The sequence below is a fragment of the Rubrivirga sp. SAORIC476 genome, assembly GCF_002283555.1.
Lineage (GTDB): Bacteria > Bacteroidota > Rhodothermia > Rhodothermales > Rubricoccaceae > Rubrivirga.
The window spans coordinates 30451-55279 of the sequence record NZ_MVOI01000003.1; the positions used below are offsets into that span (position 1 = coordinate 30451).

General features: G+C 69.8%; 24 protein-coding genes. 9 read left to right on the plus strand and 15 right to left on the minus strand.

Going from position 1 to position 24829, the window contains the following annotated elements:
• Window positions 1–16 precede the first annotated feature (16 nt).
• Window positions 17–1063 (minus strand): D-alanine--D-alanine ligase family protein, encoded by a 1047-nt coding sequence (locus B1759_RS01955; RefSeq protein WP_095513357.1) that lies wholly within the window; start codon window positions 1061–1063, stop codon window positions 17–19.
• Window positions 1064–1272: 209 nt separating this feature from the next.
• Here B1759_RS01955 and icd point away from each other — a divergent pair, with 209 nt between their 5' ends.
• The 3 genes from icd (at window position 1273) to B1759_RS01970 (ending at window position 4190) form a co-directional block, all read left to right on the plus strand.
• Complete coding sequence (icd, locus tag B1759_RS01960; RefSeq protein ID WP_095513358.1) at window positions 1273–2523, plus strand: NADP-dependent isocitrate dehydrogenase; 1251 nt, start codon at window positions 1273–1275, stop codon at window positions 2521–2523.
• A 91-nt stretch (window positions 2524–2614) separates the two neighbouring features.
• A complete protein-coding gene (locus B1759_RS01965) occupies window positions 2615–3655 on the plus strand; it encodes an LD-carboxypeptidase (RefSeq protein WP_095513359.1) in 1041 nt (346 codons plus the stop codon).
• A 136-nt stretch (window positions 3656–3791) separates the two neighbouring features.
• Window positions 3792–4190 carry a hypothetical protein gene (locus B1759_RS01970; protein ID WP_095513360.1) on the plus strand — a complete coding sequence of 133 codons (399 nt, stop codon included), beginning with the start codon at window positions 3792–3794 and terminating at the stop codon, window positions 4188–4190.
• Between the two features lie 61 nt (window positions 4191–4251).
• Here B1759_RS01970 and B1759_RS01975 read toward each other — a convergent pair whose 3' ends face one another.
• From B1759_RS01975 to sucC, 4 genes are all read right to left on the minus strand, one after another.
• Window positions 4252–4722, minus strand: a complete 471-nt coding sequence (locus B1759_RS01975) for a DinB family protein (protein ID WP_158225071.1) — start codon at window positions 4720–4722, stop codon at window positions 4252–4254.
• Window positions 4719–5123, minus strand: coding sequence for a GNAT family N-acetyltransferase (locus tag B1759_RS01980; RefSeq protein ID WP_095513362.1), 405 nt, complete (start codon window positions 5121–5123; stop codon window positions 4719–4721). The genes B1759_RS01975 and B1759_RS01980 overlap by 4 nt, the downstream gene beginning before the upstream one ends.
• A 60-nt stretch (window positions 5124–5183) precedes the next feature.
• Window positions 5184–6191 carry an ABC transporter ATP-binding protein gene (locus tag B1759_RS01985; RefSeq protein WP_158225072.1) on the minus strand — a complete coding sequence of 336 codons (1008 nt, stop codon included), beginning with the start codon at window positions 6189–6191 and terminating at the stop codon, window positions 5184–5186.
• A 64-nt stretch (window positions 6192–6255) separates the two neighbouring features.
• Window positions 6256–7428, minus strand: coding sequence for an ADP-forming succinate--CoA ligase subunit beta (gene sucC, locus B1759_RS01990; protein ID WP_095513364.1), 1173 nt, complete (start codon window positions 7426–7428; stop codon window positions 6256–6258).
• A 178-nt stretch (window positions 7429–7606) separates the two neighbouring features.
• On the opposite strand from sucC, the gene B1759_RS01995 reads away from it, so the two are divergent.
• Together B1759_RS01995 and B1759_RS02000 are read left to right on the plus strand one after the other, a co-directional pair.
• A complete protein-coding gene (locus tag B1759_RS01995; protein ID WP_158225073.1) occupies window positions 7607–8692 on the plus strand; it encodes an LptF/LptG family permease in 1086 nt (361 codons plus the stop codon).
• Window positions 8693–9000: 308 nt separating this feature from the next.
• Window positions 9001–10236, plus strand: a complete 1236-nt coding sequence (locus B1759_RS02000; protein WP_158225074.1) for an 8-amino-7-oxononanoate synthase — start codon at window positions 9001–9003, stop codon at window positions 10234–10236.
• 66 nt (window positions 10237–10302) lie between these two features.
• Here the strand turns inward: B1759_RS02000 and B1759_RS02005 are convergent, their stop codons facing one another.
• The 3 genes from B1759_RS02005 to B1759_RS02015 form a co-directional block, all read right to left on the minus strand.
• Complete coding sequence (locus B1759_RS02005) at window positions 10303–10770, minus strand: hypothetical protein (protein ID WP_143537236.1); 468 nt, start codon at window positions 10768–10770, stop codon at window positions 10303–10305.
• Between the two features lie 139 nt (window positions 10771–10909).
• Window positions 10910–11224, minus strand: coding sequence for a DUF3467 domain-containing protein (locus B1759_RS02010; RefSeq protein ID WP_095513368.1), 315 nt, complete (start codon window positions 11222–11224; stop codon window positions 10910–10912).
• A 26-nt stretch (window positions 11225–11250) separates the two neighbouring features.
• On the minus strand, window positions 11251–12657 hold the full coding sequence (locus B1759_RS02015; protein WP_095513369.1) for a cystathionine beta-synthase: 1407 nt from the start codon (window positions 12655–12657) through the stop codon (window positions 11251–11253).
• A 174-nt stretch (window positions 12658–12831) separates the two neighbouring features.
• Between B1759_RS02015 and B1759_RS02020 the strand changes: the two genes are divergently transcribed.
• Window positions 12832–14304 (plus strand): ATP-binding protein, encoded by a 1473-nt coding sequence (locus B1759_RS02020; protein WP_095513370.1) that lies wholly within the window; start codon window positions 12832–12834, stop codon window positions 14302–14304.
• A gap of 4 nt (window positions 14305–14308) precedes the next feature.
• Here the strand turns inward: B1759_RS02020 and B1759_RS02025 are convergent, their stop codons facing one another.
• Complete coding sequence (locus B1759_RS02025) at window positions 14309–15229, minus strand: M90 family metallopeptidase (RefSeq protein ID WP_198948717.1); 921 nt, start codon at window positions 15227–15229, stop codon at window positions 14309–14311.
• A gap of 135 nt (window positions 15230–15364) precedes the next feature.
• On the opposite strand from B1759_RS02025, the gene lon reads away from it, so the two are divergent.
• On the plus strand, window positions 15365–17920 hold the full coding sequence (lon, locus tag B1759_RS02030; RefSeq protein WP_095513372.1) for an endopeptidase La: 2556 nt from the start codon (window positions 15365–15367) through the stop codon (window positions 17918–17920).
• Window positions 17921–18127: 207 nt separating this feature from the next.
• Here lon and B1759_RS02035 read toward each other — a convergent pair whose 3' ends face one another.
• From B1759_RS02035 to B1759_RS02045, 3 genes are all read right to left on the minus strand, one after another.
• The gene (locus B1759_RS02035) at window positions 18128–18628 is read right to left on the minus strand and encodes a hypothetical protein (protein WP_095513373.1); all 501 of its coding nucleotides are present in this window, start codon (window positions 18626–18628) and stop codon (window positions 18128–18130) included.
• Between the two features lie 287 nt (window positions 18629–18915).
• Complete coding sequence (locus B1759_RS02040) at window positions 18916–19764, minus strand: T9SS type A sorting domain-containing protein (RefSeq protein ID WP_095513374.1); 849 nt, start codon at window positions 19762–19764, stop codon at window positions 18916–18918.
• Window positions 19765–19780: 16 nt separating this feature from the next.
• Window positions 19781–21343 (minus strand): tail fiber domain-containing protein, encoded by a 1563-nt coding sequence (locus B1759_RS02045; RefSeq protein WP_095513375.1) that lies wholly within the window; start codon window positions 21341–21343, stop codon window positions 19781–19783.
• 278 nt (window positions 21344–21621) lie between these two features.
• On the opposite strand from B1759_RS02045, the gene B1759_RS02050 reads away from it, so the two are divergent.
• On the plus strand, window positions 21622–21945 hold the full coding sequence (locus B1759_RS02050; protein ID WP_095513376.1) for a hypothetical protein: 324 nt from the start codon (window positions 21622–21624) through the stop codon (window positions 21943–21945).
• Here B1759_RS02050 and B1759_RS02055 read toward each other — a convergent pair.
• Window positions 21942–22175, minus strand: a complete 234-nt coding sequence (locus tag B1759_RS02055) for a hypothetical protein (RefSeq protein ID WP_095513377.1) — start codon at window positions 22173–22175, stop codon at window positions 21942–21944. The genes B1759_RS02050 and B1759_RS02055 overlap by 4 nt on opposite strands.
• A complete protein-coding gene (locus B1759_RS02060; RefSeq protein WP_095513378.1) occupies window positions 22172–22546 on the minus strand; it encodes a hypothetical protein in 375 nt (124 codons plus the stop codon). The genes B1759_RS02055 and B1759_RS02060 overlap by 4 nt, the downstream gene beginning before the upstream one ends.
• A gap of 103 nt (window positions 22547–22649) precedes the next feature.
• Here B1759_RS02060 and rsgA point away from each other — a divergent pair, with 103 nt between their 5' ends.
• Window positions 22650–23708: a ribosome small subunit-dependent GTPase A gene (gene rsgA / locus B1759_RS02065; RefSeq protein WP_198948718.1), complete on the plus strand. Its 1059-nt coding sequence runs from the start codon at window positions 22650–22652 to the stop codon at window positions 23706–23708.
• Between the two features lie 3 nt (window positions 23709–23711).
• On the opposite strand, the gene B1759_RS02070 is transcribed toward rsgA, so the two are convergent.
• Window positions 23712–24827, minus strand: coding sequence for an FAD-dependent monooxygenase (locus B1759_RS02070; protein ID WP_095513379.1), 1116 nt, complete (start codon window positions 24825–24827; stop codon window positions 23712–23714).
• Window positions 24828–24829 lie beyond the last annotated feature (2 nt).

Here is a 24829-nt window from a genome sequence, read left to right on the forward strand (position 1 = left end):
AGCCGCCCGACGCGCCTCAGCGCGTCGTCTTGCGAGCCGCGTCGCGGGCGTGGCGGTCCAGGCCGAGTTGGAGCAGGTCGTCCACCAGCGTCTCGATGGGGCGGCCCGTCCTCGCCCACATCACCGGATACATGCTGCGCGAGGTGAAGCCCGGGATCGTGTTGATCTCGTTGACCAGCACGTCGCCCGCGTCGGTGACGAAGAAGTCGACCCGGCTGAGGCCCTCGCAGCCGAGTGCGACGTAGGCCTCGACGGCCATCCGGCGGACGGTCTCGGCGACCTCGGCGGGCAGATCGGCCGGGACCTCCATGCGCGACGCGTCGGGGTCCTCGTACTTGGCGTCGTAGGTGTAGAACTGGGCCGTCGACACGATCTCGCCGGGGACGGACGCCGCGGGCCGCTCGTTGCCGAGCACGGCCACCTCGATCTCGCGCCCGACGATGCCGGTCTCGACGAGAATCGTCTTGTCGTACAGGAACGCCTCGTCCAGCGCCGCCTCGAACCCGTCGGCCGCCTCGACCTTGCTCACGCCGACCGACGACCCCGAGTTGGCGGGCTTCACGAACACGAGCGCACCGAGCGCTTCACTGACGTCCTCGAACGCGACGCCGTCCCGCTCGTGGGCGCGGATCACCACGAACGGCGTCGTCGGCAACCCGGCGGCCTCCAGGAGCCGCTTCGCGACCACCTTGTCCATGCATGCCGCCGACGCCAGCACGTCGGGGCCGACGTACGGCAGGCCGAGCGTGTGCAGAAAGCCCTGGATGGTGCCATCCTCGCCGTTGTGGCCGTGGAGAATCGGGAAGACGATGTCGAGCCCGAGAGCCCCCAGGTCGGCACTCGTCACGGTTCCCTCGCCCCCGTGCGGGACGAAAACGGCGGCCTCCTCGTCCCCACCGATCCCATCGGTCACGTGCCACTGACCGTCCAGGGCGATGTAGATCGGCGTCACGCGGTGGCGCGCGGCCAGCGCGTCGTAGACCGTCCGCGCGGAGCGGATCGAGATCGCGTGCTCGGCCGACTGGCCACCGTAGAGGAGTCCGACGTGAAGAGGGGCGGGCATGACGAGGCGAATCGGGGGGGAGGCCAAAGCTACGGGGGACCGAGACCCCCAGAACAGCGCCGGCGGAGGTCCGGCGGGAAAGCGGTCCCGAGGGGCAGCCACCCGAGCGAGCCCCCTGGACTTCCGCATCTCGCCTCTCCGTGCGGTGGATCGGTCCGCGCCGCGCCGCGTAGCTTCCGGGCCCTCTCTCCAAGACACCCGACCTTCCGATGGCCGACACCCAGCACAGCACTTCTTCCGGCGAGACGATCCGCATGACCGAGGACGGTCTGCACGTCCCGGACCACCCCATCATCCCGTTCATCGAAGGCGATGGCATCGGCCCTGACATCTGGGCGTCGGCGTCGCGCGTGCTCGATGCGGCCGTCGAGAAGGCCTACGACGGGAAGCGCCAGATCGTCTGGAAGGAGGTTCTGGCGGGTGAGAAGGCCCACGACCAGACCGGCGAGTGGCTGCCGCAGGCCACGCTCGACGCCATCGATGAGCACCTCGTCGCGATCAAGGGACCACTCACGACGCCCGTCGGCGGCGGCATCCGGAGCCTCAACGTGGCGCTCCGCCAGAAGCTCGACCTGTACGCCTGCGTCCGCCCCGTCCGCTACTTTACCGGCGTCCCGTCGCCGGTCAAGGCGCCCGAGGACGTGGACATGATCATCTTCCGCGAGAACACGGAGGACATCTACGCGGGCATCGAGTTCGAGAACGGCACCGAGGACGCCGAGACGTTCAAGGCCCTCCTCAAGGAGCATTTCCCGGAGCGCTTCAAGAACGTCCGCTTCCCCGACACGGCAGGCTTCGGCATCAAGCCGGTCTCGCAGGAGGGGACGACGCGCCTCGTCCGTGCCGCGTTCGACTACGCGGTCACGAACGGCAAGGACTCCGTGACGCTCGTCCACAAGGGCAACATCATGAAGTTCACCGAGGGCGCTTTCCGCGACTGGGGCTACGAGCTGGCCGACGCCGAGTACGGCGCGGAGACGCTGGACGGCGGCCCTTGGCGCACGTTCACCAAGAACGGCGTCACGATCACGGTCAAGGATGTCATCGCGGACGCCTTCCTCCAGCAGATCCTGACCCGCCCCGCCGAGTACGGCGTCATTGCGACGCTCAACCTCAACGGCGACTACGTCTCGGACGCGCTCGCGGCCGAGGTCGGCGGCATCGGCATCGCGCCGGGCGCCAACATCAACTACACGACGGGCGTGGCGCTCTTCGAGGCGACCCACGGCACGGCGCCGAAGTACGCCGGGCAGGACAAGGTCAACCCGTCGTCGGTGATCCTCTCGGGCGAGATGATGCTCCGCTACATGGGCTGGACCGAGGCCGCCGACGCCATCATTCAGTCGATGGAGACGACCATCGGCCAGAAGCGCGTCACGTACGACTTCGAGCGCCAGATGGAGGGCGCCACGCTGCTCAAGTGCTCCGAGTTCGGCGACGCGCTGATCGAGAACCTGTAGGACAGCGGACCGCAGACCACGGACGATGGCCCGCCTCGGTGACGTTCCGAGGTGGGCCATTTCTTGTTCTCCCTTCCTCTCCCTCCGTTCTGTGAATCGACGCCACCTCCTCCGCTCCCTCCCTCTCGGCGCCGCGCTGGGCCTCGCCGGGGGCGCCGCCCGCGCCACCGAACCCCGCCCGACGACGGCCCGCCCGAGGCGGCTGCGGCCCGGCGACACCGTCGGCCTGATCAGTCCGGCCGGGGTGACGACCGACCCCACCGACATCGGCCGCGCGCAGGCGGCGCTCGCGGCACTGGGGCTGGAGACCGTCGTCGCCCCCCACGCGCTCGCCGAGGTGGGCTACTTCGCCGGGACCGACGAGCAGCGGGCCGCCGACGTGACCCGGATGTTCGCCGACCGGCAGGTGGACGGCATCCTGACGATGCGCGGGGGCTGGGGATGCGCTCGCCTTCTACCTCATCTGGACTTCGAGGTCATCCGTGCCAACCCCAAGGTGCTCTGCGGCTTCAGCGACGTCACCTCCCTCCTTCTCGCGATCACGGCTCGCACCGGGCTCGTCACGTTCCACGGCCCGAATGCGACCTCGAACCTGAACGGGTTCACCGGCCAGAGCTTCCGACGCGTGGTGATGGACGCCGATGCGGTGACTCTCGCGAACCCGCCGTTCGGCCCGGACACGCCCGTCCTCGCCCGGTACCCCACCACCACGCTCCGCCCCGGCCAGGCACGCGGACCGCTCCTCGGCGGCAACCTGACCGTGCTGGCGTCGATGGTCGGAACGCCGTTCCTGCCGCCGCTCGACGGCGCCATCCTGTTCGTCGAGGACGTGGGCGAGGCCATCTACCGCATCGACCGGATGCTGACGCAGATCGGACAGGCCGGACTGCTGGACGGCATCGCAGGGTTCGTGTTCGGCGCCTGCAACCGCTGCGATCACGACTCCGGCGACTCGGCGGGCTTCACGCTGGAGGAGGTGATCCGCCAACACATCGAGCCGCTGGGCGTGCCCGCATACACCGGAGCGACCATCGGCCACCTCGGGCCGAAGCTGACCGTCCCGCTGGGCGCCGAGGTCGAGATCGATGCCGAGGCGGGAACGCTGAGGCTGACCGCGCCTGCAGTGATGTGAAGTGAGACCATCCCTCTCACCGACAGGAGAAAGCGACTAAGGACATGGGACACGAAACCTCATGCTGCTGAGGTGTGGGTCCATTGTGCGCCAGGGCCAGTCGGCGGAAACTGGAAGCTCACTTCCCTCCCGCCTCATGTCCCGCCTTCTCTCCTCCTTTCTCGCCCTCGGCCTCGCCCTGACGCTCACAGCCTGTGATGCCGTCGCCCCACAGCCCAACCTCGCACTCGCGGACGCCTCCAGCGCCACGGTCTCGGTGAACGTGGCCCCCGGCTCCACGCTCTGCACGTACAGCTTCTACCACGCCACCGCGACGGTCAGCAACCTGCCCGCTGGTGTCACGGTCAGCCATTACCGGTGGTACAAAGACGGCCAACTGATGAGTGGCGAGACGGAACGGCGCGTGTTCGGGACGACCGGAGCGGCGGGGTCCTTCACCCACTCCGTCTACGCCGTGCTGAGCAACGGCTCCGAATCCGGCACCAACGTGACCGTCAACGTGGTCAGCAGCCCCTCGTGCAGTGGCGGCTGGTAGGAGGCCCCTGCTCCCGGTCCCGATTGCGGCCGCCCGGCCTCGTGCCGAGGCGGCCGTTCGCTTAGCCCACCAGCTTGCGCAAGGCCAGCACGCTGCCGAGGTGGATGCCCTCGTGGTACTGGTTGAAGCGGACCGCGTCGTCCACCGAACGGAGCGTCACGCCGGGCGTGGTGGTGTACTCGCGGTACGTCTCGAAGCGACCCGCCCGGAGGTCCGCCTCGGTCTGGTCGGGCAGCGAGAGAAAGGGCTCACGGATCTCCGCCAGCGTCCAGGCTCGGTCCCAGTCGCGCGGCGAGGTGCCCTTCCGGAAGGCGCCCATCATCTCGGCAGAGACGTTCGGCTGAAGGCCCGAGAGGCCGTACACGAGGACCTGCTGCGTCACCACGAGGTGGCCGACGTTCCACAGGATGTGGTTGTTGAAGCCCTCCGGGATGGTGGTCAGCGCCTCCTCAGGGAGCGCGTCGACGAGGGCGGCCAGCGTCTGTCGGGTCTGGCGGAGATCCGACAGCGCGGCGAGAGTCTGATCGGTCATGCCTTGCGCACCCATGCGTTCTCGACCGGCGCGAAGCCGAGCCGCTCGTAGAAGCCCGTCGACAGCGTCGAGTCGCGGAGGATGAGTTCTACACCCGGCAGGCGCTCCAGAATCTCGTCGATGAGGCGCTTGCCGATGCCCGCGCCCTGCACGTCCGGCTCGACGGCGAGGTCGCAGAGCACGGCCGTCTGGATGCCGTCGGTGAGGACACGGGCGAGGCCGACGATGCGCCCGCCGTCCCAGACGGTCAGCACGAGCGAGGACGCCTCGAAGCTGGCCCAGAGCCGCTCGGGGTTGTCGGTCTTGCGGAGCAGCGGCGCGCGGCGGTAGAGCGTCGCGATGCGGGCAGGCGTGAGCCCGTCGAGCGTGTCGCGGAGGTCGAGGGAGCCGGAGTCGGTCATCGGGTGCAGGGAGAGGAGTTCAGGGTGAAGGGGGCGCCCACCCCATGGTTCCGCCATCGTCTACCCGGCGTCCGAGTCCGGGTTCGCGTCGTCTCGCACCCAACGCCAGCGCATGGCGCGGACGGCGAGCGCCTCGGGCACCTCACGGGCGGGGTCCGTCCACAGGCGGAGACGCTGGCCATCCAAGTCGACGCTCCACTCGGCGGTCAGCCCCAGGAAAAGGCGGCCGAGCAGGCGCGCGGGCAGGCCGTCGGCGGCCGGTTCGAGGGCTTCGGGACGGACCGCCAGCGCGGTGCCGTCGGGCATCGGCTCGCCCGCCAGTCGCTCGGCGACGGCGCGGTCACGGATCACGTTGGCGCCGCCCAGGAACGAGGCCGCATAGGCGGTCGGCGGATCGGCGTACAGGTCTTCCGGCGTGCCGACGGCCTCCAGCGAGCCCGCGCGCATCAGCGCGATGCGGTCGCTCAGCGCGAGCGCCTCCGACTGGTCGTGGGTGACGTAGAGGCTCGTCACGCCGAGGTCGCGCTGGAGCGCTTTCAACTCCGCACGGGTGGCCTCCCGCAGGGCGAGGTCGAGGTTGGACAGCGGCTCGTCGAACAGCAGCACGTCGGGCTCGACGGCGATGGCGCGGGCGAGGGCCACGCGCTGCTGCTGACCGCCCGAGAGCGCTGCCACGGGACGATCCTCCAGCCCCCCCAGGTCGACCCGCGCGAGGGCGCGCGCCGTTCGCTGCCGGCTCTGCTCCTTCGCGACACCGCGCACCGACATCCCATAGCCGACGTTCTGGCCGACGGTCATCGTCGGGAAGAGCGCGTAGCTCTGGAAGACCATCGCCGTCGGGCGATCCTGGGGCGCCAGCCGCGTCACGTCGCGGTCGCCGATGCGGATCGCCCCCGCGTCGGGGGTCTCGAAGCCCCCCACGAGGCGGAGCAGCGTCGTCTTGCCACAGCCCGAGGGGCCCAGCAGCGAGACGAACGCGCCCGCGGGCACGTCCAGGGTCACGCCGCCGACGGCCGTGACGGCCCCGTAGCGCTTGACGACGCCGTCGATCTGGATGCCTGCGGACATAGGGCCCAGAAACAGGTAGGGGGCATACCGATGGCATGCCCCCATGAGGTGTCGAGGAGAAGGCTTACGCGTTGAGCGCCGCCGTCACCTTCTCGGCCGCCTCCTGAAGGCGAATCGCGCTCTCGATGGGCAGGCCGCTCTCCTTCAGGATGGCCATGCCCTCCTCGGCGTTGGTGCCCTGGAGGCGCACGATCAGCGGCACCGTCAGGTCGATCTTGGACGCCGCCTCGACGATGCCCGCCGCGACGCGGTCGCACCGCACGATCCCGCCGAAGACGTTCACGAGGAGCGCCTTCACGTTCGGGTCCGAGAGGATGATGCGGAAGCCCGCCTCGACCGTCTCCGCCGACGCCGTCCCGCCGACGTCGAGGAAGTTGGCCGGCTCGCCGCCCGCCAGCTTGATGAGGTCCATGGTCCCCATCGCCAGACCGGCGCCGTTGACCATGCAACCGACGTTGCCGTCGAGCTTGATGTAGTTCAGGTTGTGCTTGCCCGCCTCGACCTCCAGCGGGTCCTCCTCGGCCTCGTCGCGCATGTCCGCGAGCTCGGGGTGGCGGAAGAGCGCGTTGTCGTCCAGGTCGATCTTGGCGTCAAGCGCAACCACGCGGCCGTCGTCGGTGAGGACGAGCGGGTTGATCTCGGCCGTCGTCGCGTCGGAGGCGCGGTAGGCGTTGTAGAGCTTCGAGACGAAGCCGCGGGCCTCCTTGAGGGCCTGCCCCTCGAAGCCGAGCCCGAAGGCGATCTCGTTGGCCTGGTAGGGGCGCAGGCCGACGGCCGGGTCCACCCACACCTTGATGATCTTCTCGGGCGTCGCCTCGGCAACCTCCTCGATCTCGACGCCGCCCTCGGTGGACGCCATGATCACGTCCATGCCCTTGCCGCGGTCGAGCGTCACGCCGAGGTAGTACTCGTGCGCGATGTCCTCGGCGGCGGTCACGAGGATCTTCTTGACGAGCTGCCCCTCCGGGCCAGTCTGCGGCGTCACGAGCTGCATGCCGAGAATCTTCTCGGCGTTCGGCCGGACGCCGTCGATGGAGGGCGTGAACTTGACGCCGCCGCCCTTGCCACGCCCACCGGCGTGGATCTGGGCCTTGACGACGAACTGCGTCACGCCGTCGGCCGCCATGGTCTCGGCGGCCTCGACGGCCTCGTCGACCGTGTCGGCGACGATGCCGCGCTGGACGGCGACGCCGTGCTGGGCGAGGATCTCCTTGGCCTGGTACTCGTGGACTTTCATAGGGAGGTCAGATTGGGTGTGGTCGGATCGGGTGATCGGGGGCGTCCTGCCGCGCGTCCGCCGAGGGGCACGCCAAGCTACCTCCCCCCGTTCCGACCGCGCCCGCACTGGACGGCCGGACGCGGCCCCTGGGGTCGGCAATCACCCGATCTTCCCTCACCCGCTCTCCCGATCTCGTTTGACTCGCTTCGACTGGCACGTCCTCCGCCGCTTTCTCTCCGGCACCGCGCTCCTGCTGGTGCTGCTGGTGGCGACGTTCATCGTGCTGGACCTCGCCGAGCGGATCGACGACTTCCTGGACCGCGGCGCCACGACGGCCCAGATCTTCGGCGAGTACTACCTCTACTACGTCCCGGACATCCTCCGGCTGACGAGCCCGCTGGCGCTCTTCCTGGCTGCCGTCTACGTCACCTCGCGACTGGCGCAGTCGATGCAGTTGACGGCCATCCACATGGCAGGCGTCTCGACGGCGCGCTACATGCGACCGTTTCTGCTGGTCGGGCTCGGGGTGACGGCGGGCATGCTGGCCTTCAACGGGTTCGTGGTGCCGCGGGCCAACACCGTCGTCCATGCCTTCCAGAATCAGTACTACCGCGACGCGCCTGAGGGAAGCAGCGGCTCCGAGATCGTGCGGCAGATGGCACCCGGAGTCGTCCTGACGGCCCGCTACTTCGATCGCGAGCGGTCGCAGGCCTTCCGCGTCAGCGTGGTCGAGATGGACTCCGGCCGAGGCCTCGCGCGCCGCCTGGACGCCGCGCAGATGACCTGGAACGATTCGCTCGCCACGTGGCAGGGCGTCGACGTGTCCGTGCGCGCGTTCGACGACGGCGGGGCGGAGACGTACGCCTACCACGCCCAACTCGACACGGCGCTCGCGGTGCGGCCCCGCGACCTCGCCCAGTCGGAGCGCGACGCCGAACGGCTGACGGTGCTGGAAGCACGCGACTACGTGCGGTCGCTCGAACGGGCAGGCGTCACCGAGCGAGGCCGACCGCTAGTGGCGTACTACAACAAGTTCGCCTACCCGGTCGCGAACCTGATCCTGGTCCTGCTCGCGGTCCCGATGGCGGCGCGGCGGCGCCGAGGCGGGCAGGCGGCGCAACTGGCACTGGGCCTGGGCGTCGCGTTCATCTACCTCGCGCTCCAGAAGACCATCGAGCCGCTCGGGTACGTGCAGACGATCCCCCCCGTCGTCGCAGCCTGGCTGCCGCACCTCGTCTTCGCGCTCGTCGCCGTCCTCCTGCTGGCCCGAGCTAACCGGTAAAGGACCGAAGCCGTCTGACGCGGAATGGGGCGACTAGGACTGGTGTCCTAGTCGATGTGGCCCCCCTCTCACAAGCGAGAGCGTCCCTGCATGACACCTGGTCGTCTCAGGGTGAGAAGTTTCTCCCCCAACCTCGTGTTCTGGGCCAGTTTGGGGCGAATTGCAGGTTTGAGACACCATTTTTTGCGTTTCCGGGTCCAGCCAGAGAGTTAATTAGGACTCCCATTTGGCTCAATCCCATGACGACTCCACCACGTCGTTCGTCCGCCGTCCTCTCCTATCGCGACCTCGTCCGGATCCGTACACAGATGGATCTTCCGGGGCGCACCTCCGAGTTTTCGGGGCGCATCCGAGACGAGCGGACCGACGGCGTGGACGGGCTCCACTTCCGGTCGATCGAGAGCGGGACCGGGCGGGAGGTGCGCGTCCGCGATCACCTCGGGACCTCGCGGCGGATGCTGATGTTCGGCTCGAACAACTACCTCGGGCTGGCGACGCACCCGCGCGTGATTCAGGCCGTCCAGGACGCCGTCGGGCGCTACGGGGTCGGCGCCGGAGGCCCACCGATCCTCAACGGGCACGGACCGCTGTACCGCCAACTCGAGGAGCGGCTCGCAGCCCACGAGGGCAAGGAGGCCGCGCTGGTGTTCTCCAGCGGCTACTCGGCCAACGTGGGCCTGATGAGCGCCCTGCCCGGCCCGCGCGACATCGTCTTCTACGACGATGAGATCCACGCGTCGACGCTCGACGGTCTGAAGATGGGGCGCATCGAGGCCCGGCCGTTCCCCCACAACGACGCCGCCCGCCTCGACGCCCTGATCACCGCCGCGAAGGAGACCTTCCAGGACGTGTTCGTCGCCGTCGAGGGCGTCTACTCGATGTCGGGCACGGTCGCCCGGCTGGACCGCATCGGCGAGGTGACGCTCCGCCACGGGGCGACGCTGGTCGTCGACGAGGCCCACGGCACCGGCGTCACGGGCCCGGGCGGCGCGGGCACCGTCGCCATGTTCGACGCCGGCGACGCGGCGACCGTCGTGATGGGCACCTTCTCCAAGAGCTTCGGCGTCTCCGGCGGCTTCGTCGCGGCCGACGCCGACGTGGTGGACTACCTCCGCTACTTCGCCCGCTCGTACGTCTTCTCGACGGCCCCGTCGACGGCCATCTGCGCCGCCGTGCTCGCGGGCCTCGACGTGCTCGAGGACGAGCCCGAAATCCACGCGCGCCTGATGGACGTGTGCGGCTACCTCGCCGAAGGGCTGCGCGCTCGCGGCTTCGAGGCATCGGGCGTGACGGCCGTGTTCTCGCTCCCCGTCGGACCCGGCACGGACGTGCGCGCGGCCGCGCACGACTTCAACCGCCGCGGCCTCTTCCTCAACCACGTCGAGGCGCCCGCCGTCCCGACCTCCCAGCAGCGCTTCCGCGTCAGCCTCACGGCCGACCACACCCGCGACGACATCGACCGCCTGCTCGAAGCCGTGGACGAGGTATGGGCGGTCCACGTCCCGAGCCGTGCGGGCACAGCCGCCGTCAAGAGCGCCGTGTAACGGCACGCGCCCGCGGCCAGGCTCTTCCCGGCCGCGGGCGCAGCGGTGCCAACTGGTCGAAGGCGGCTAGGAGCCGTTCGCAGTGTACAGCAGGACCTTGCGGAGCAGGTTCGAGGGACCCGACGTCGCGCTGTCGGGCATGCCCAGTTCACCGGGCGGCGCCGGCGGCGGGTCGTTGTAGCACACCTGCCGCGCGCGGACGTCGTACGTGGTGCCTCCGGACGGGGGAATCTCCACGTCCCACACGCGCAGCACGGATCCGTAGACGGTGCCCTCGGCCGGGACCCATGCCGACGAGCCGACCGCTCGAATCTCGACGTTGCCTTGCAAGGCTCGGTGATCCGCGTTGGTGGAGCCGTAAGAGAACGCCACGTCCACAGCACTCGACCCGTAGGCCACGATGGAATGGAGCGTCGGCGCGCTGCAGGCGACGGCCTCCGGGTCGGCCGAGGCGGCCGAGGAGGGAACGACACTGTCGCAGCTCGAGAAGAGCAAGCCGCAGACCAGAGCGGCCGGGGCAAGGAAGGATCTCATGAGAGGAGGGGGAGGATGGGAAGGGGGGCGACCACAATGCCGCCCACACGTCCAACCACGCTCTTCTCACGGATGTCTACAACAGACTTGACTCCTAACGAAGGAGTCAAAACCTACCAATCCGGCTCGTCTCCCGTGCTTACGCCTCCCCACCCGGCGCGGAGAACTGAATCGGGTGCTGCGTGGCGACATCGCTGATCGCTCCGTGCTGGGCCTCGTAACGCTGGATGTTGTCCGCAAGGGCCGCCAGCAGGCGCTTCGCGTGGCCCGGCGTCACCACGATCCGGCTCTTGACGCGCGCCTTCGGGACGCCCGGCATCACACGGATGAAGTCCAGGATGAACTCCTCCGGGCTGTGGGAGATCATGACGAGGTTCGAGTAGACGCCTTCTGCGACCTCCTCGGAGAGCTCGATCTGGAGGGACGGGCCTTGAGGTTCGGTGGGGGATTCCATGTCGGACACAGCTAGAGGGGAGAAGGTCAGCCGCGCTGGCGGCCCGCGCGAGCGAGCGCCGAGATCAGGTCGCTGCGCGTCAGGATGTCGAATGCCGCCGGGTCGTCGCCGTCGGCGCGGACGAGGACGGCCCCGGCCTCGCCGTCGAGAGTGGCCGTCAGGTCGTCGAGGTGGACGCCGGCCTCGACGATGGGTAGCGGCGCCCCCATGACCTCGCGGACCGCCTCGTCGCGAGCGTCGGGGGCTTCGATGAGCCGGTTCAAGACCCCCCGCTCGTTGAGGCTGCCCACCACCTCACCGTGTTCCAGCACCGGCACCTGACTGATGCCGTGCGCGGTCATGGTCTCGATTGCCGCCGCGAGGGTGTCGTCGGGCGTGACGCCGATGACCGCCTCGTGGCGAGGGCGGACCGCCAGCACGTCGTGGACGGTCAGCGAGGGCGTCGTCTCCAGGAACCCGTTGCGCCGCATCCACTCGTCGTCGTACGTCTTCGAGAGGTAGCGGAAGCCGCTGTCGGGCAGCATCACCACGACCACGTCGTCCTCCGTGAGGCGGTCGCGGTTCGCGTCCATCCAGTCGAGCGCGCCCGCCATGGCCATGCCGCAGGACTGGCCGATGAACAACCCCTCCTCGCGGGCGAGGCGGCGCGTCATCTGCATGGTCGTCTTGTCGTCCACCTGGACGTAATCGTCGACGAGTGAGAAGTCCATGTTCTTGGCCAGGATGTCCTCGCCTACGCCCTCGGTGGCGTACGGGTAGATCTCTGACTCCTTGAATTCGCCCGTCCGCCAGTACTCGGCGTAGACGCTGCCGTACGGGTCGACGCCGATGACCTGCACGTCGGGGTTCTGCTCCTTGAGGTAGCGTGCCGTGCCCGAAATGGTGCCACCCGTGCCCGCCCCCGCGACGAAGTGCGTGATCCTCCCCTCGGTCTGCTCCCACAACTCCGGCCCTGTGGTCTGGTAGTGCGCTTCGGCGTTGGCCGGATGGTCGTACTGGTTGGGGTAGAACGAGTTGGGGATTTCCTTGGAGAGCCGCTCGGCGACCGAGTAGTAGGACCGCGGGTCGGTCGGCGCGACGTTGGTCGGGCAGACGATGACCTCCGCCCCGAAGGCGCGCAGCACGTCCACCTTCTCCGGGCTCTGCTTGTCGGTGGTGGTGAAGATGCAGCGGTAGCCCTTCGCGATGGCCGCGATGGCGAGCCCGGCGCCCGTGTTGCCGCTGGTGCCCTCAATGATGGTGCCGCCCGGCTTCAGCAGCCCCTTCGCCTCGGCGTCCTCGATCATCGCCACGCCGATGCGGTCCTTGACCGACCCGCCCGGGTTGAAGAACTCGACCTTCGCAAGGACGGTGCAGGGAAACTCCCGCCCCATCGTCTGGAGGCGGACGAGTGGCGTGTTGCCAATCGTGTCGAGGATGGACGCGGACCACATGGCGGACTTCAGGGTTGGGATCGGAAGCTACTCTCCACGCCGTGCGCTCCCTGTGAGGAGTGGAGGCGTGGAGCGAGAGGCGCCCCGTCTCGGCGCCGAGGTGGACCGAGAGGGTCCGCTGCTCCGGAGCGATCCTCGGTCCCGCACCCGGCGTCCCCGGTTCTACCTTCCGGTATGGAGCCTGCCCCCTCCCTCCCCTTCGTCGCCCCCGAGCTGCTGACGGCGCTGGCCGACCCGTCGGGGCTCCGGCTGGACTGCAACGAGGCGTGGCGGGAGGTCTTCGGCGACGATGGGCTGTGGGGGCGCCTCCCCCTCGAAGACGCCCGGTTCGCACAGGAGCACGCCGTCGAAGCCTCGCGGGGCGGGTCTGTGACCAACGAAGTGTTCCTGATCGAACGGTCGACCGGCGAGGGGCCCCTGCCCGTGTTGCTCCATTTCCAGCCGATCCGCCTTCCGACCATCGAGTCCGGGCGGTACCCGGTGTCGATCCACGGCGAGGTGATGCGCGAGCCCGCCAGTTGGGCCGCCGAGCAGACGCGCCGCCGCCGCATGGAGATGCTGGGCCGCATGTCGATGGGCATCGCCCACGACTTCAACAACCTGCTGACGGCCGTTCTCGGCCACGCCGAGCTGCTTCGCTCCGACCTCCTCCGCCTCGGCGCCGGCAGGGATGCCCAGGACCACCTCCGGTCCCTGGAGCAGGCTGCGGGCGACGGCGCCTCGCTGGTCCGCAAGATCCAGCAGTACATCCGCAACGAAAAGCAGGAGCGCGCCGAGGCGGTCGCCCTCCACGGGATCGCGGAGGAGGTCCTCACGCTCACGCGCCCCTACTGGTACAACGAGCCGCGGCGGCGCGGCATCGCCATCCAGGTGCAGAGCACCCTGCGGCCGGTCCCTGCCATCCTCGGGACGCCGACGGAACTGCGCGAGGTGCTCGTCAACCTCGTCCTCAACGCCGTCCAGGCCATGCCCGCCGGGGGCACGCTCTCCATCGCGACGAGCCGCCGCGCGCGGGCCTGCGTGGTCGAGGTCGGCGACACGGGCGTGGGGATGACCGAGAGCGTCCAACGTCGCGTCTTCGAGCCCCTGTTCACGACGAAGGGCTCGGGCGGCTCGGGCATGGGGCTGACCATGAGCCAGGGCATCGTGCAGGAGCACAACGGACGGATCGAGATCGAGAGCGCGCCGGGCCGGGGGACGCTCTTCCGGCTCGTGTTCCCGTTCTCCACCGGCACGCCCGCCCCGGAGACGGCGCGCGAGACCGCCCTCAAACCCAGCACCGCGCCTGGCCTGCGCCTGCTGGTCGTCGACGACGAGCCGATGGTGCGGACGGTCACCTCGAAGCTGCTCCGCCTCCGCGGTCACACCGTTCGCGAAGTGGACGGGGGCCCGGCGGCACTGACGGCGCTGGCCGAGGACGCCGACCTCGACGCCGTCGTGACCGACCTCTCGATGCCCGACATGAGCGGGCGCGAGCTGGCCGCGGCCATCCGTCAGCGCTTCCCCGGCCTCCCGGTCCTCCTCCTCACCGGCGACACCGACGCCGAGGCGGACGGGGCCGACGTGTCGGCGGTGGTCAAGAAGCCGTTCCAGCTGGACGTGCTGGATGCGGCCGTGCGGGAGGTGGCGGAGAGGGAAGGAGCGTGACTCCTCACTCCCCGCTGCCCCAACGCCGGGCCATGAAGCTGCCCTCGACCTCTGCCTCGGGCTCGTCGGGGGGCGTGAGGTTGTAGAACGCGACGAGGGCGTCGTACAGCTCTTCGTGGTGCTTGCGGAGACGCGCAGGGCGCTCGAAGAACTGCTCGGTGGCGACGGCGAACAACTCGGCCGGCGCGCTGGCGGCGTAGGAACGGAGGACCCCGTCGCCGCGAGCCGCGCGCCGCATCTCTTTGCGCATGAGGGTGGTCCAGGCGTCCGCCGAGCGCGGGTCGAGGAACGACGGCACACCATCGGCCTCCCAGCCGTCGAAGTCGAACACGTGAGCCAGCTCGTGGAGGACCACGTTGTGCCCGTCCTCCCTCGCCCACCCCCTCTCGGCAGCCCGCGTCGACAGCACGATGGGTCCCTGGGAGTGGACCATCCCGTCGTACATCCCGGGCTCCTCGTCGCCGTAGGCCTCGTCGAACGTGTCCGGGACGAAGAGGACTGTCCGCTCGGTAGGCATCTCCCAGTCCGGGTGGCCGTGGAGCAGCATCGCCGCACCCGCGGCGACGCCGAGGCGGAGCGTCTCGGTGGGCTCGGCGCCGCCCGCGCCCTCGAACGTGAGGCCGTCGAGCACCAGCGCCACGTCCTGCTCGAAGCGCCGCCGGTCTGCCGCGCCCGCCTCGGCGTAGAGCCGGACGTGGTCGCGCAGCCATGCGCGCCACCGCTCGGGCAGCGGCTGCCGCACGACGCGGAGCCGGTGCAGCGGACGCCGGAGCGCCCACCCGGCGATCACCGCCCACACCAGCGCGCCGACGAGGACGGCCGTCGCCGGCGACCCGGACCGCCCGACGACCAGCCCGACGATCACCGCCAGGAAGGCCCCGCCGAGCGCGGGAGAGACGAGATCGGACGGTCGGGCTGCACGCACGAGAGGAATCGGAGAACGAAGGGACACCGGCACCGGCCGCGGAGTTTACCCCTGGCCCGCTCCCGCCGATGCCCCTGGCCGGATCGCGCCACGCCCTGCGGCGTGCACCCCTGCCCTGACCGCGCCCTCCCACGCATGCGCCCCCTCCACCTCGCCTCGGACGACCTGCCCCACGACAGCGGGGACCCCGAGCAGTCCATCCCCCTCCTCACGCCCGATGAGGAGCGTCAGATGCACTCGGCCGAACTGCCCGAGTCGCTCCCCATCCTGACGCTCCGCAACACGGTCCTCTATCCGGGCGTGGTGCTGCCGATCACCGTCGGACGGGACGCGAGCCTCACGCTGGTCAAGGATGCCTACGCTGGCGACCGCCTCGTCGGCGTCGTCGCCCAGAAGCGCGCCGAGGTGGAGACGCCCGGCCCCGATGATCTCTACCGGGTTGGCGCTGCGGCGACGATCCTGAAGCTGATCAAGATGCCCGACGGCTCGGTGTCGATCGTCATCCAGGGCAAGCGGCGCATCGAGATCGAGGAGTACGACCAGCTCGACCCGTACCTGACCGCGCGCATCCGCCCCATCGAAGAGGACGCGCCCGACGACGTGGACCCGGTCGAGATCGACGCCCGCGTGCGCTCGATCAAGGAGCTGGCGGTGCAGATCGTCAACCTGTCGCCGAACCTGCCCAGCGAGGCGGCCTACGCGATCCAGAACATCGAGAGCCCCAACTTCCTCGTCCACTTCATCGCGTCGAACCTGCAGATCGACGTCGAGAAGAAGCAGGCGCTGTTGGAGACGCGGCCGCTGCTGGACCGCTCCCAGCTCGTGCTGGACTACCTGGAGCAGGAAGTCCGCGTGCTGGAGATCTCGGAGGAGATCCGGTCGAAGGTCAAGACGGACGTGGACCAGCAGCAGCGGGAGTTCTTCCTCCGCCAGCAGCTCAAAGCGATCCAGGACGAACTGGGCGAGACGGAGGGTTCCTCGCGCGATGCCGACGAGCTGCGCGAGAAGCTGACCGAGAAGCGCGACCTGTTGCCGGAGGCGGTCATCGAGACGCTCGACAAGGAACTGCAGAAGCTCGCCAGGACGAACCCGGCCAGCCCCGAGTACGGCGTCGTCCGCAACTACGCCGAGACGATCCTCGACCTGCCCTGGGGCCACACGTCCGAGGACAAGCTCGACATCGCGCGGGCCGAGGAGGTGCTCGCCGAGGACCACTACGGCCTCGACGACGTCAAGAAGCGCATCCTGGAGTACCTCGCGGTGCTCAAGCTGAAGGGCGACATGAAGGCGCCCATTCTGCTGTTCTACGGCCCGCCCGGCGTCGGCAAGACGAGCCTGGGCAAGAGCATCGCCCGGTCGCTCGGCCGCGAGTTCCACCGCATCAGCCTCGGCGGCGTCCGCGACGAGGCGGAGATCCGCGGGCACCGACGGACCTACATCGGCGCGCTGCCGGGCCGCATCATCCAGGGCCTCAAGCGGGCCGGGACGAGCAACCCCGTGTTCATGCTCGACGAGGTCGACAAGCTGGGCACCGACTTCCGGGGCGACCCGTCGAGCGCGCTGCTGGAGGTCCTCGACCCCGAGCAGAACGACTCCTTCAACGATCACTACCTGGAGCTCGACTACGATCTCTCAAAGGTCCTCTTCATCGCGACGGCCAACTCGCTCGAGACCATCCCCGGCCCGCTCCGGGACCGGATGGAGATCATCGAGATCAACGGCTACACGCCGTCCGAGAAGCTGGCCATCGCCAAGACGTACCTCGTGCCGCGACAGTGCGAGCGCAACGGGCTCCGCGAGGACCAGTTCTCGGTCACCGACGACGCGCTCCTGCTCGTCATCGAGGGCTACACGCGCGAGTCGGGCGTCCGCCAGTTGGAGCGGACCATCGGCTCGGTCGTCCGCAGCATCGCCAAGACGGTCGCCCTCGGTGAGGCCGAGCGCGGCGACGTGACGGCTGACGACATCCAAGGCATCCTGGGCGGACGCAAGTTCTACAACGACGTGGCCGAGCGGACCGAGGTCCCGGGCGTGGCGACGGGCCTGGCATGGACGCCGGTCGGCGGCGACATCCTGTTCATCGAGGCCTCGGTCAGTCGCGGCTCAGGCAAGATGACGCTCACCGGCAAGCTGGGCGACGTGATGCGCGAGAGCGCGCAGGCGTCGCTGTCGTGGGTCAAGGCCAACGCCGAGGACCTCGGCATCCCCGACGACGCGTTCCGCTACTGGGACCTGCACGTCCACGTGCCTGCGGGGGCGATTCCGAAGGACGGCCCCAGCGCCGGCGTCGCCATGACCGCCGCGCTGACGAGCATCTACACCCGGCGCCGCGTCCGCCACGACGTGGCGATGACGGGAGAGATCACACTCCGCGGGCTGGTGCTGCCGGTCGGCGGGATCAAGGAGAAGGTGCTCGCCGCGCGCCGGGCGGGGATCACGTGCGTCGTCCTGCCGGAGAAGAACAAGACCGACGTGGAGGAGATCAAGGACGAGGCCGTCGAGGGCCTGGAGGTCCACTACGTCAAGCGCATCCCGGAGGCCCTCGACCTGCTCCTGGAGCCGACTGCGGAGGAGGACCCGGCGGAGCTGTTTGCGGTCTCGGACCGGGAAAAGCAACTCGCGGGCTCCCCCAGCACAGGCGGCCCGATCGTGGTCACCAACGGGGACCCGGAGGAGCCCGTCATGAACTGAACCGGCCTTTCCTCCCCGCCTCGGCACCGAGGCGGGAGGCTTCAGGCCGACGCGGCTGGGTGCCGCCAGCCAGCCGAGGATCACACCGAACGGGGTGTTCCGGCGCACGTCCTCGCGGGGGCCGCCCAGCATGAGGTCGACCGCCGCGACGAGGGAAGTCGCCGCGGCGGCCAGCCAACGAAAACCGGCGAGGCTGTGCCTCGTCGCTTACTCCGCCAGGTACCGTGAGGCGGCGACGGGCGAGCTACCCGTGGCCTCGGCGACGGCGGCGAGGAAGTCGGCCTCATCGGCGAACGGCCGGAGGGCGACCAGCGAGGCCGCGCTGGTCGCGTCGATGCCTGGAAGCTGCATCAGCGTCTCCTCGTCGCTCTCGTTGGGGACGATCGGGACGAAGACCATCTCCTCGTAGGACGCGACCTCGTCGGCGTCGACGTACTTGCCGATCTCACGGCGGAAGTCCTGAATGCTGGTGTACGGCCGGTACTCGTCGAACTCGTGCGCCATGCGCTCGCCGACGAGCGCCTCGAACTCCGCCTCGGTGGCCGTGTTGAGGTTCAGCTTCTCGGCGGAGGGCGCCGCGGGAGCATCCGCAGGTGCGGTGACCGGGCCAGCGGTCTCCACCGGCGACTCGGAAACCTCTGGAGCGTCGGGCTCGGACTGGCAGGCGGCGAAGGAAAGCGCGAGGACGAAAAGGAGCAGGCGAGACATGGTAGGGTCGGGGGGTGGATGCCCAAAGGTACCGCACCTCAAAAGAGGTGGTCGCCCAGACCGGGACCCTCGGCTGGCGCCGTGGGGGTCGGGCGATCACGATCACGAATCGGGGTTGGCCACGGGCCACCCGACGCGGGGTCTCCGACAAGTCCACCGAGGCGAAAGGTGCCGACCAGCTCTGCTTCCTCCACCCGGCATGGCTGACACGCATCTCCCCCATTTCAAACAAGCGGGCGCCCCGGCCGAAGCCGAGGCGCCCGGATAGCGCACAGAACCTGGATCGCCTAGCGAACGACCTGCACCGTCTGCGACGTACGAACGCCGTCCGATTCGAGCACGACGACGTACGTCCCCGCCGAGACCGCGTCGAGGTCCAGCCGAACGCGCGCCGGCGAGTCGGCAGAGACGAGGCCGTCGAACGCACGCGCGACCTCACGGCCCTGAATGTCGAACAGCGTCACGGTCGCCCGCGTCCGCTCGGTTGCGGTCGCCGTGACCCAGGCCTCGGAGCGAGCTGGGTTCGGCTGCACCACCGAGAGCGCCAGGCCGTCCGTGCGAGACGCGCCGTCGGCGACATCGACGAGCGGGGACGCGACCTGGACCGGGGCCTCGTCATCCAGCACGACGGCACCCGGACGGGTCCCAGGCGGACGTCCGGTGTCGAGCGCCTCCACACGGAGCGCGGGACCGGAGACGCGGTTCCGGGCAGCCAGCAGCGACGCCTCGGTCCGCCCGTTGGCGGTCATCGCGTCGACCGCGACCGCGACGGTTCGGAGGGGGGCCGGGGCGGTGCCGTCCCGGCCGTCCGCCAGCGGTCCGTCGGAGACCTGTCGCTGGACCTGGGCCGGGAAGGCGAACGCGGCCGACAGGTCATCCGAGTCGGCGACGGTCCCGTCGGAGCGGCGCTCGGCCGCCTGCGTCGTGATCGCTGCCGAGGCGGAGGCCTCCGGTCGCCGGGTCTGGAGCCGGATGGCCTGGTCCTGGTCGTCGAAGAAGCTCAGCCCGACCGTCTCGGGGGACGGCGCGAGCGGCGCTCCCGGCGCGTCGGTGTCTTCGGCGGCCGTCCGCTGCTGGGCGGAGGGGGCGACGGCGAGTCCGAGCGCGAGGCTTGCGGCGAGCGTGATGCGAAGCATGGAAGTCGGGATCGGGCTACTCATGGGCCGTACCGAGGAGCGCCTCGATGCGCGCGAGGCGCGCGGCGAGGGCCGCGTTCTCAGCCTCCAGTTCCGCGATGCGAGCGGTCGCCGCCTCGCTTCGGGTGTGGAGGGCCTGGATGGCCGCCAGCGACACGCCGTCGGCGTCCACCATCGAGATGGTGGTCTCGCCCTGGCCGAGGCCGAAGGTGCGGTAGAAGTCCTGCGCCATCGGGCCCATGTGGGCGATGCCGTCGGCCGCGATGTACTCCCACGTCGAGATCGGGAGCCCAGCGACGCCCGCCAGGACGGCCTCGGGGTCGACCGCTACGATGTCCTCCTTGACGTTGACATCCGAGGAGCCGTTCACCGTACCCGCCGTCGTGAGGTTGCCCGAGAGGTCGAGGTTGAGAAGCTGTCCGGCGCCGCCCACGGCCTGGTTGGTGACGCGGAAGGCGAACGCTTCTCCCGTCAGGTCGCCGATCACGCTCAGGCTCCGGTCCACGCGGACGTCGGTCCGGAACCGGGAGAGATCGTCGTCGATGCCGTCCCCGTCGACGTCGAAGTCCGTGCCGACCTCGAAGATGGTGTTGGCAGCGGCATTGCTGGGATCGGTGAACCCGACGAGCACCTGCGTGTCGACGCGCACGCGCCCGCCCTTGCCGATGCGCACCTCCGGGGTGGTGGTCGCCACACCGAGTTCGAGGCGATCCGCGTACATGTCGATGGAACTGGTCCCGGCGTTCGGGCGAACGCGGAAGGGCAGCTTGGACCCGCCGTTCACGTCACGGATGAAGAAGTTGGTCTCGTTGGCAGCCACGTCCCACGTGTAGGGGGTGAAGCCCGACGCACCGCTCTGCTCCAGGCGGAGCGTCGGCGTGTCGCCGTTGGACGAGTGCAGCTCCACGACCGGGGTGTCCGTACCGAACCCGACGCTGCCGTTGGCGGCGACGTAGATCGACCAGTTGGGAGCGCCCGCGCGGATGCGGAGCGGCGACCGATTGCCCGTCGCGTCGTCGATCGAGAAGTAGCTCTGGCCTCCGTTGGCCGAGTCGTTGATCGTGATGCGCCAGTCGTTGGACGGGAAGCTGCCGCTGTTGGACGTGTCGTCGAAGTGGATGCGCAGGTTGTTCTCCTTGAGCCGCACGGTGTCGAAGCCGAAGTTCTCGCCGTTGACGCAGTCCTGGCCGAAGCAGCCGCTGCCACGCACGATGAGGTCGTCGTTGAACACCTGGTCGAGCAACGGCGACGAGACGGCCGCGCCATGCCGGATCTCCAATGTGCCGCGCTGCAGGAGTGCCGTCGACGTCTCGGCCTCGTCGAGGTCGGTCGGCATCAGCACGAGTTCGTACCCGTAGAAGCCGTCGGCCAGGGGCTCGTCCCCGATCTCGGAGGGGTGAACCCGGACGGACTCGCCCGCGGTAAAGGCATGGCGGTATTCGAGTCCGCTCGGAGCGGTCAGCGTCACCAGTGCCTGCGAGAACGCGGCGTCCGGGCTCCACACCACGGCCCCGTCCTGCACGGCGGTGGGGACCGGGGCAGCGGCGAAGGCAGGAGCCACCAGGAGGAGAGCGAGCATGGCCAAGAGAGGCCGCGAGAATCGATGAGGCATGAGAAAGCGGGAGGGGTACCCGGGGAGGGTACGGCGGCCGGGGGGATCCACCATCGTGTAATTCAATGATCTCCCCGTTTTGTGACCACGCCGGATCCAGGTTCGCATTCACCCGCCACACCTTGGATCGAAACGCAGCGCTCCAGGGCTTCGGCCACACGACCGGAGACGACAATCTCGACCGGGCACGTCACAGGGGTGTCACACCCTCCCCCCGATTCTCCGGGCACACCCCGCCGCCACCGATGCCGACCCGACCGCCCCTCGCAGACACCCTGCCCTACGCAGCCGACTTCGTAATCGAGATCCTGGCCGCGGCGTCACGCGCACCGTTCGGGCAACTCTCGTGGGTCGAGATCAACCGCCTCGCCGCGCGCTGGCTTCGGCCCGAGGCGGGCAGCCGCGAAGCCGACACGTCCCGCCTCGGTCATACCGTGGTGATCGAGATGTCTGCCCACGGTCTGCTGGACATCGAACTGACGACCGCCGCCGACGGCCAACTGATGGTGCAGCGGGTGGCACACCCGCGCTTCGCGGGCGTCGAGGCCGCCCGCGCGCTCGCCGCCTAGCGGTCGGGCTGGTCGAACGGCTCGTCCGACTCGTCGAGCACCCGGGCGTCGGACATGTTCGGGTCGAGTTCCCGCTCGAAGGCCTGCTTCGCCTCGACGGCCACGCTGGCCGCCCGGTCCAGGCCCTTGTCGATGGCGTTGGCGAGCAGCCGGACGGCGCCTCCACCCACGAGACCGACCCGCTCCAGCAGGCCGGCCCGTTCGAACCGTTCGGGCCAGGAGTCCCTCATCCCGCGTCTTCGTCGTCGGCGGGCGGGCGACGGCGAGGCGTCTTGCCCGCCGTTTTCTTCGGCGCCGCCTTCTTCTTGGGCGCGGGACGCTTCGGCGTGGCGGCCTTCGGTTCCGGCTTCGAGGCGGGCGGGTCGGCGGCAGGTGGCGGAGGCGGCGCGCCCATGTCCCAGGCCCCACGACCGTCGAACCAGGAGTCGATGTCGAGATCGTCGAGCGCGGCGGCGGCGCGGCGGCCGGTCTCGGCGAGAGCCTGGCTCAGCGTTTCGAACGTCGCCTCCAGCACGAAGGCGGCCTTTTCGGAGGTACCGAGATCCGCGAACGCGTCGCGGACATCGTCGAAGGGATCGGGAGTGGTCTTGGCGGTGGCCATGGGTCGGGGGGCTGGTGCTGCCGGGAGTGGGCGCGATTCACGTCGACGGAGCCTGTCCCGGCTGCCTGCGTTGGACGAGACCTCCCTCCCAGTGTTTCACTCCGTGACCGAGCCCGACGCCCCACTCCCCGAGCCCCTGACTGGCCTCGTCATCCGGTCCACCGGAAGCTGGTACGAGGTCCGCACCGAGGATGGAGAGACCATCCGGGCTCGTCTGAGAGGCCGGTTCCGCCTGGACGCCATCGAGATCGACGAGACGAATCCGCTCGCCGTGGGCGACCGCGTCCGGCTGGTGATGGGCGTCGGGGACGACGACTCGGGCATGATCACAGCCATCGAGCCGCGGGACAACCAGCTCAGCCGCCGCGCGCCGGGGAAGCGGGGCGCCGTACGCGAGCACGTCATCGTGGCCAACATCGACCGTGCGTGGTGCGTCCAGTCGACGTTCGGGCCGAAGGTGAATCCGGGCTTCGTGGACCGGTTCCTGGTGGCGGCCGAGACGCATCACATCCCCGCTGGCCTCATCCTCAACAAGGCCGATCTGCTGGAAGGCAACGAGCGCGCCGAGGAGGCGATGGCGTTCTGGCAGGAGCTCTACGAGGGACTGGGTTACCCCGTCCTCCTGACCAGCACGGTGACCGGACGCGGACTAGAGGCCTTCCGCGCCGCCCTGGCGGGTGCTGTGAGCGTCGTCTCCGGCCCCTCGGGTGTGGGGAAGTCAAGCCTGCTCAACGCCATCGAGCCCGGCCTCGGGCTGCGGACCTCCGAGATCGGGGAGAAGACGCAGAAGGGGCGTCACACGACGACGTTCGCGACTCTCCTCCGGGCAGGCGGCGGATGGGTGGCCGACACGCCTGGCATCCGGGAGTTCGGCCTCTGGGACATGGCGCCTGAAGAGCTCGGCGGCTACTTCGTCGAGTTCCGCCCCTTCCTGGACGACTGCCGCTTCCCCGACTGCACCCATGCCCACGAGCCGGACTGCGGCGTCCAGCAAGCCGTCGACGACGAGTTGATCACGCCGGAGCGGTACGGCAGCTACCTGTCGATGCTGGAGACCGTCGCCGAGTCGTACCGGCTCTCAAAGGAGGCCCGCTGGCGCACGCTGGGCCGGCCTGAGGACCCGGACGCGCCGTTCCTCGACGCGGAAGAACGCGGTCGCTGAGACTCAGAATGGCGCCGTGAAGGCGCTTTCGAAGAGGGGCGGCGGTGTGAGACGGGCGACCCGGTTGCGGACGCGCCCGGCCCGTCCTCCGAGTTGACCGAGCCAGCCGGACGCCTGCGACCGCCGCCTCACCGAGGCCGCGCGGCGACGCCTCTCGTGCTCGTAGCCCCGCAGCGCCGTAACCACATCGACCTCGGCGCCGAGGTGGGCCGCCAGGGCGACGGCATCTTCGAGGGCGAACGCGCCCCCCTGCCCCAGGTCCGGCGTCATGCCGTGCGCGGCATCGCCGACGAGCGCCACGCGGCCCGCGACCCACGGCCGCGACCGGCGCAGGCCGAACACGTCGTGGCGGACCACGTCACCTCGCGAGGTCGCGGCGATGACGCGGCGGACGCGAGGGTGCCAATCCACGAACAGGTGCGCGAGCTCGGTGCGGGGGTCGTCTGTGTCCTGCTGGCCGGGCGGCCGAGACGCGAGCGCGTACCAGTAACACTGCCCTCCGTCGAGCGAGAAAAGGCCGAATCGCAGCCCATCGCCCCAGGCTTCGAAGGCATCGCCGGTCAGGTCGTGCGGCCTGGACCCGAGACCGCGCCAGGCGGTGTAGCCCTGGTAGACCGGCGGGTTGGAAGCGACGCACGTTTCGCGGAGACGAGACCGGATGCCGTCGGCAGCGACGAGCACGTCCGCTTCCATGACTGCGCCATTCTCCCGCACGACGCGAACTCCGCCGGACCGAGACTCGGCCTCAGAAATCGTGCTCCCGTAGTGGATCGCCTCCGACCCCAGGGCATCCGCCAGCACGCCGACGAGGTCGCGGCGTCGGACACAGAGCGAGGGAGCGTCCGGGCGAGCCGTCGAGAACCGGAGCAGCGTCTCCCCTGCCGGGTTCAGGATGCGGACCGCCTCGGCCCGCCCCGACCGCGCGGCCACCTCATCGAGGACTCCGAGGCGGGCGAGGGCACGCGTGGCGTTGGGCCACAGCGCGATCCCTGCCCCGACCTCCCGCAGCGCCGGAGCGCGCTCGTAGACCGTCGCCGCGATGCCTCGCTGACGCAGCGCGAGCGCCGTCGCTAGCCCGGCGATGCCGCCTCCTGCGACGGCGACGCGCAGCCTCCCCACCG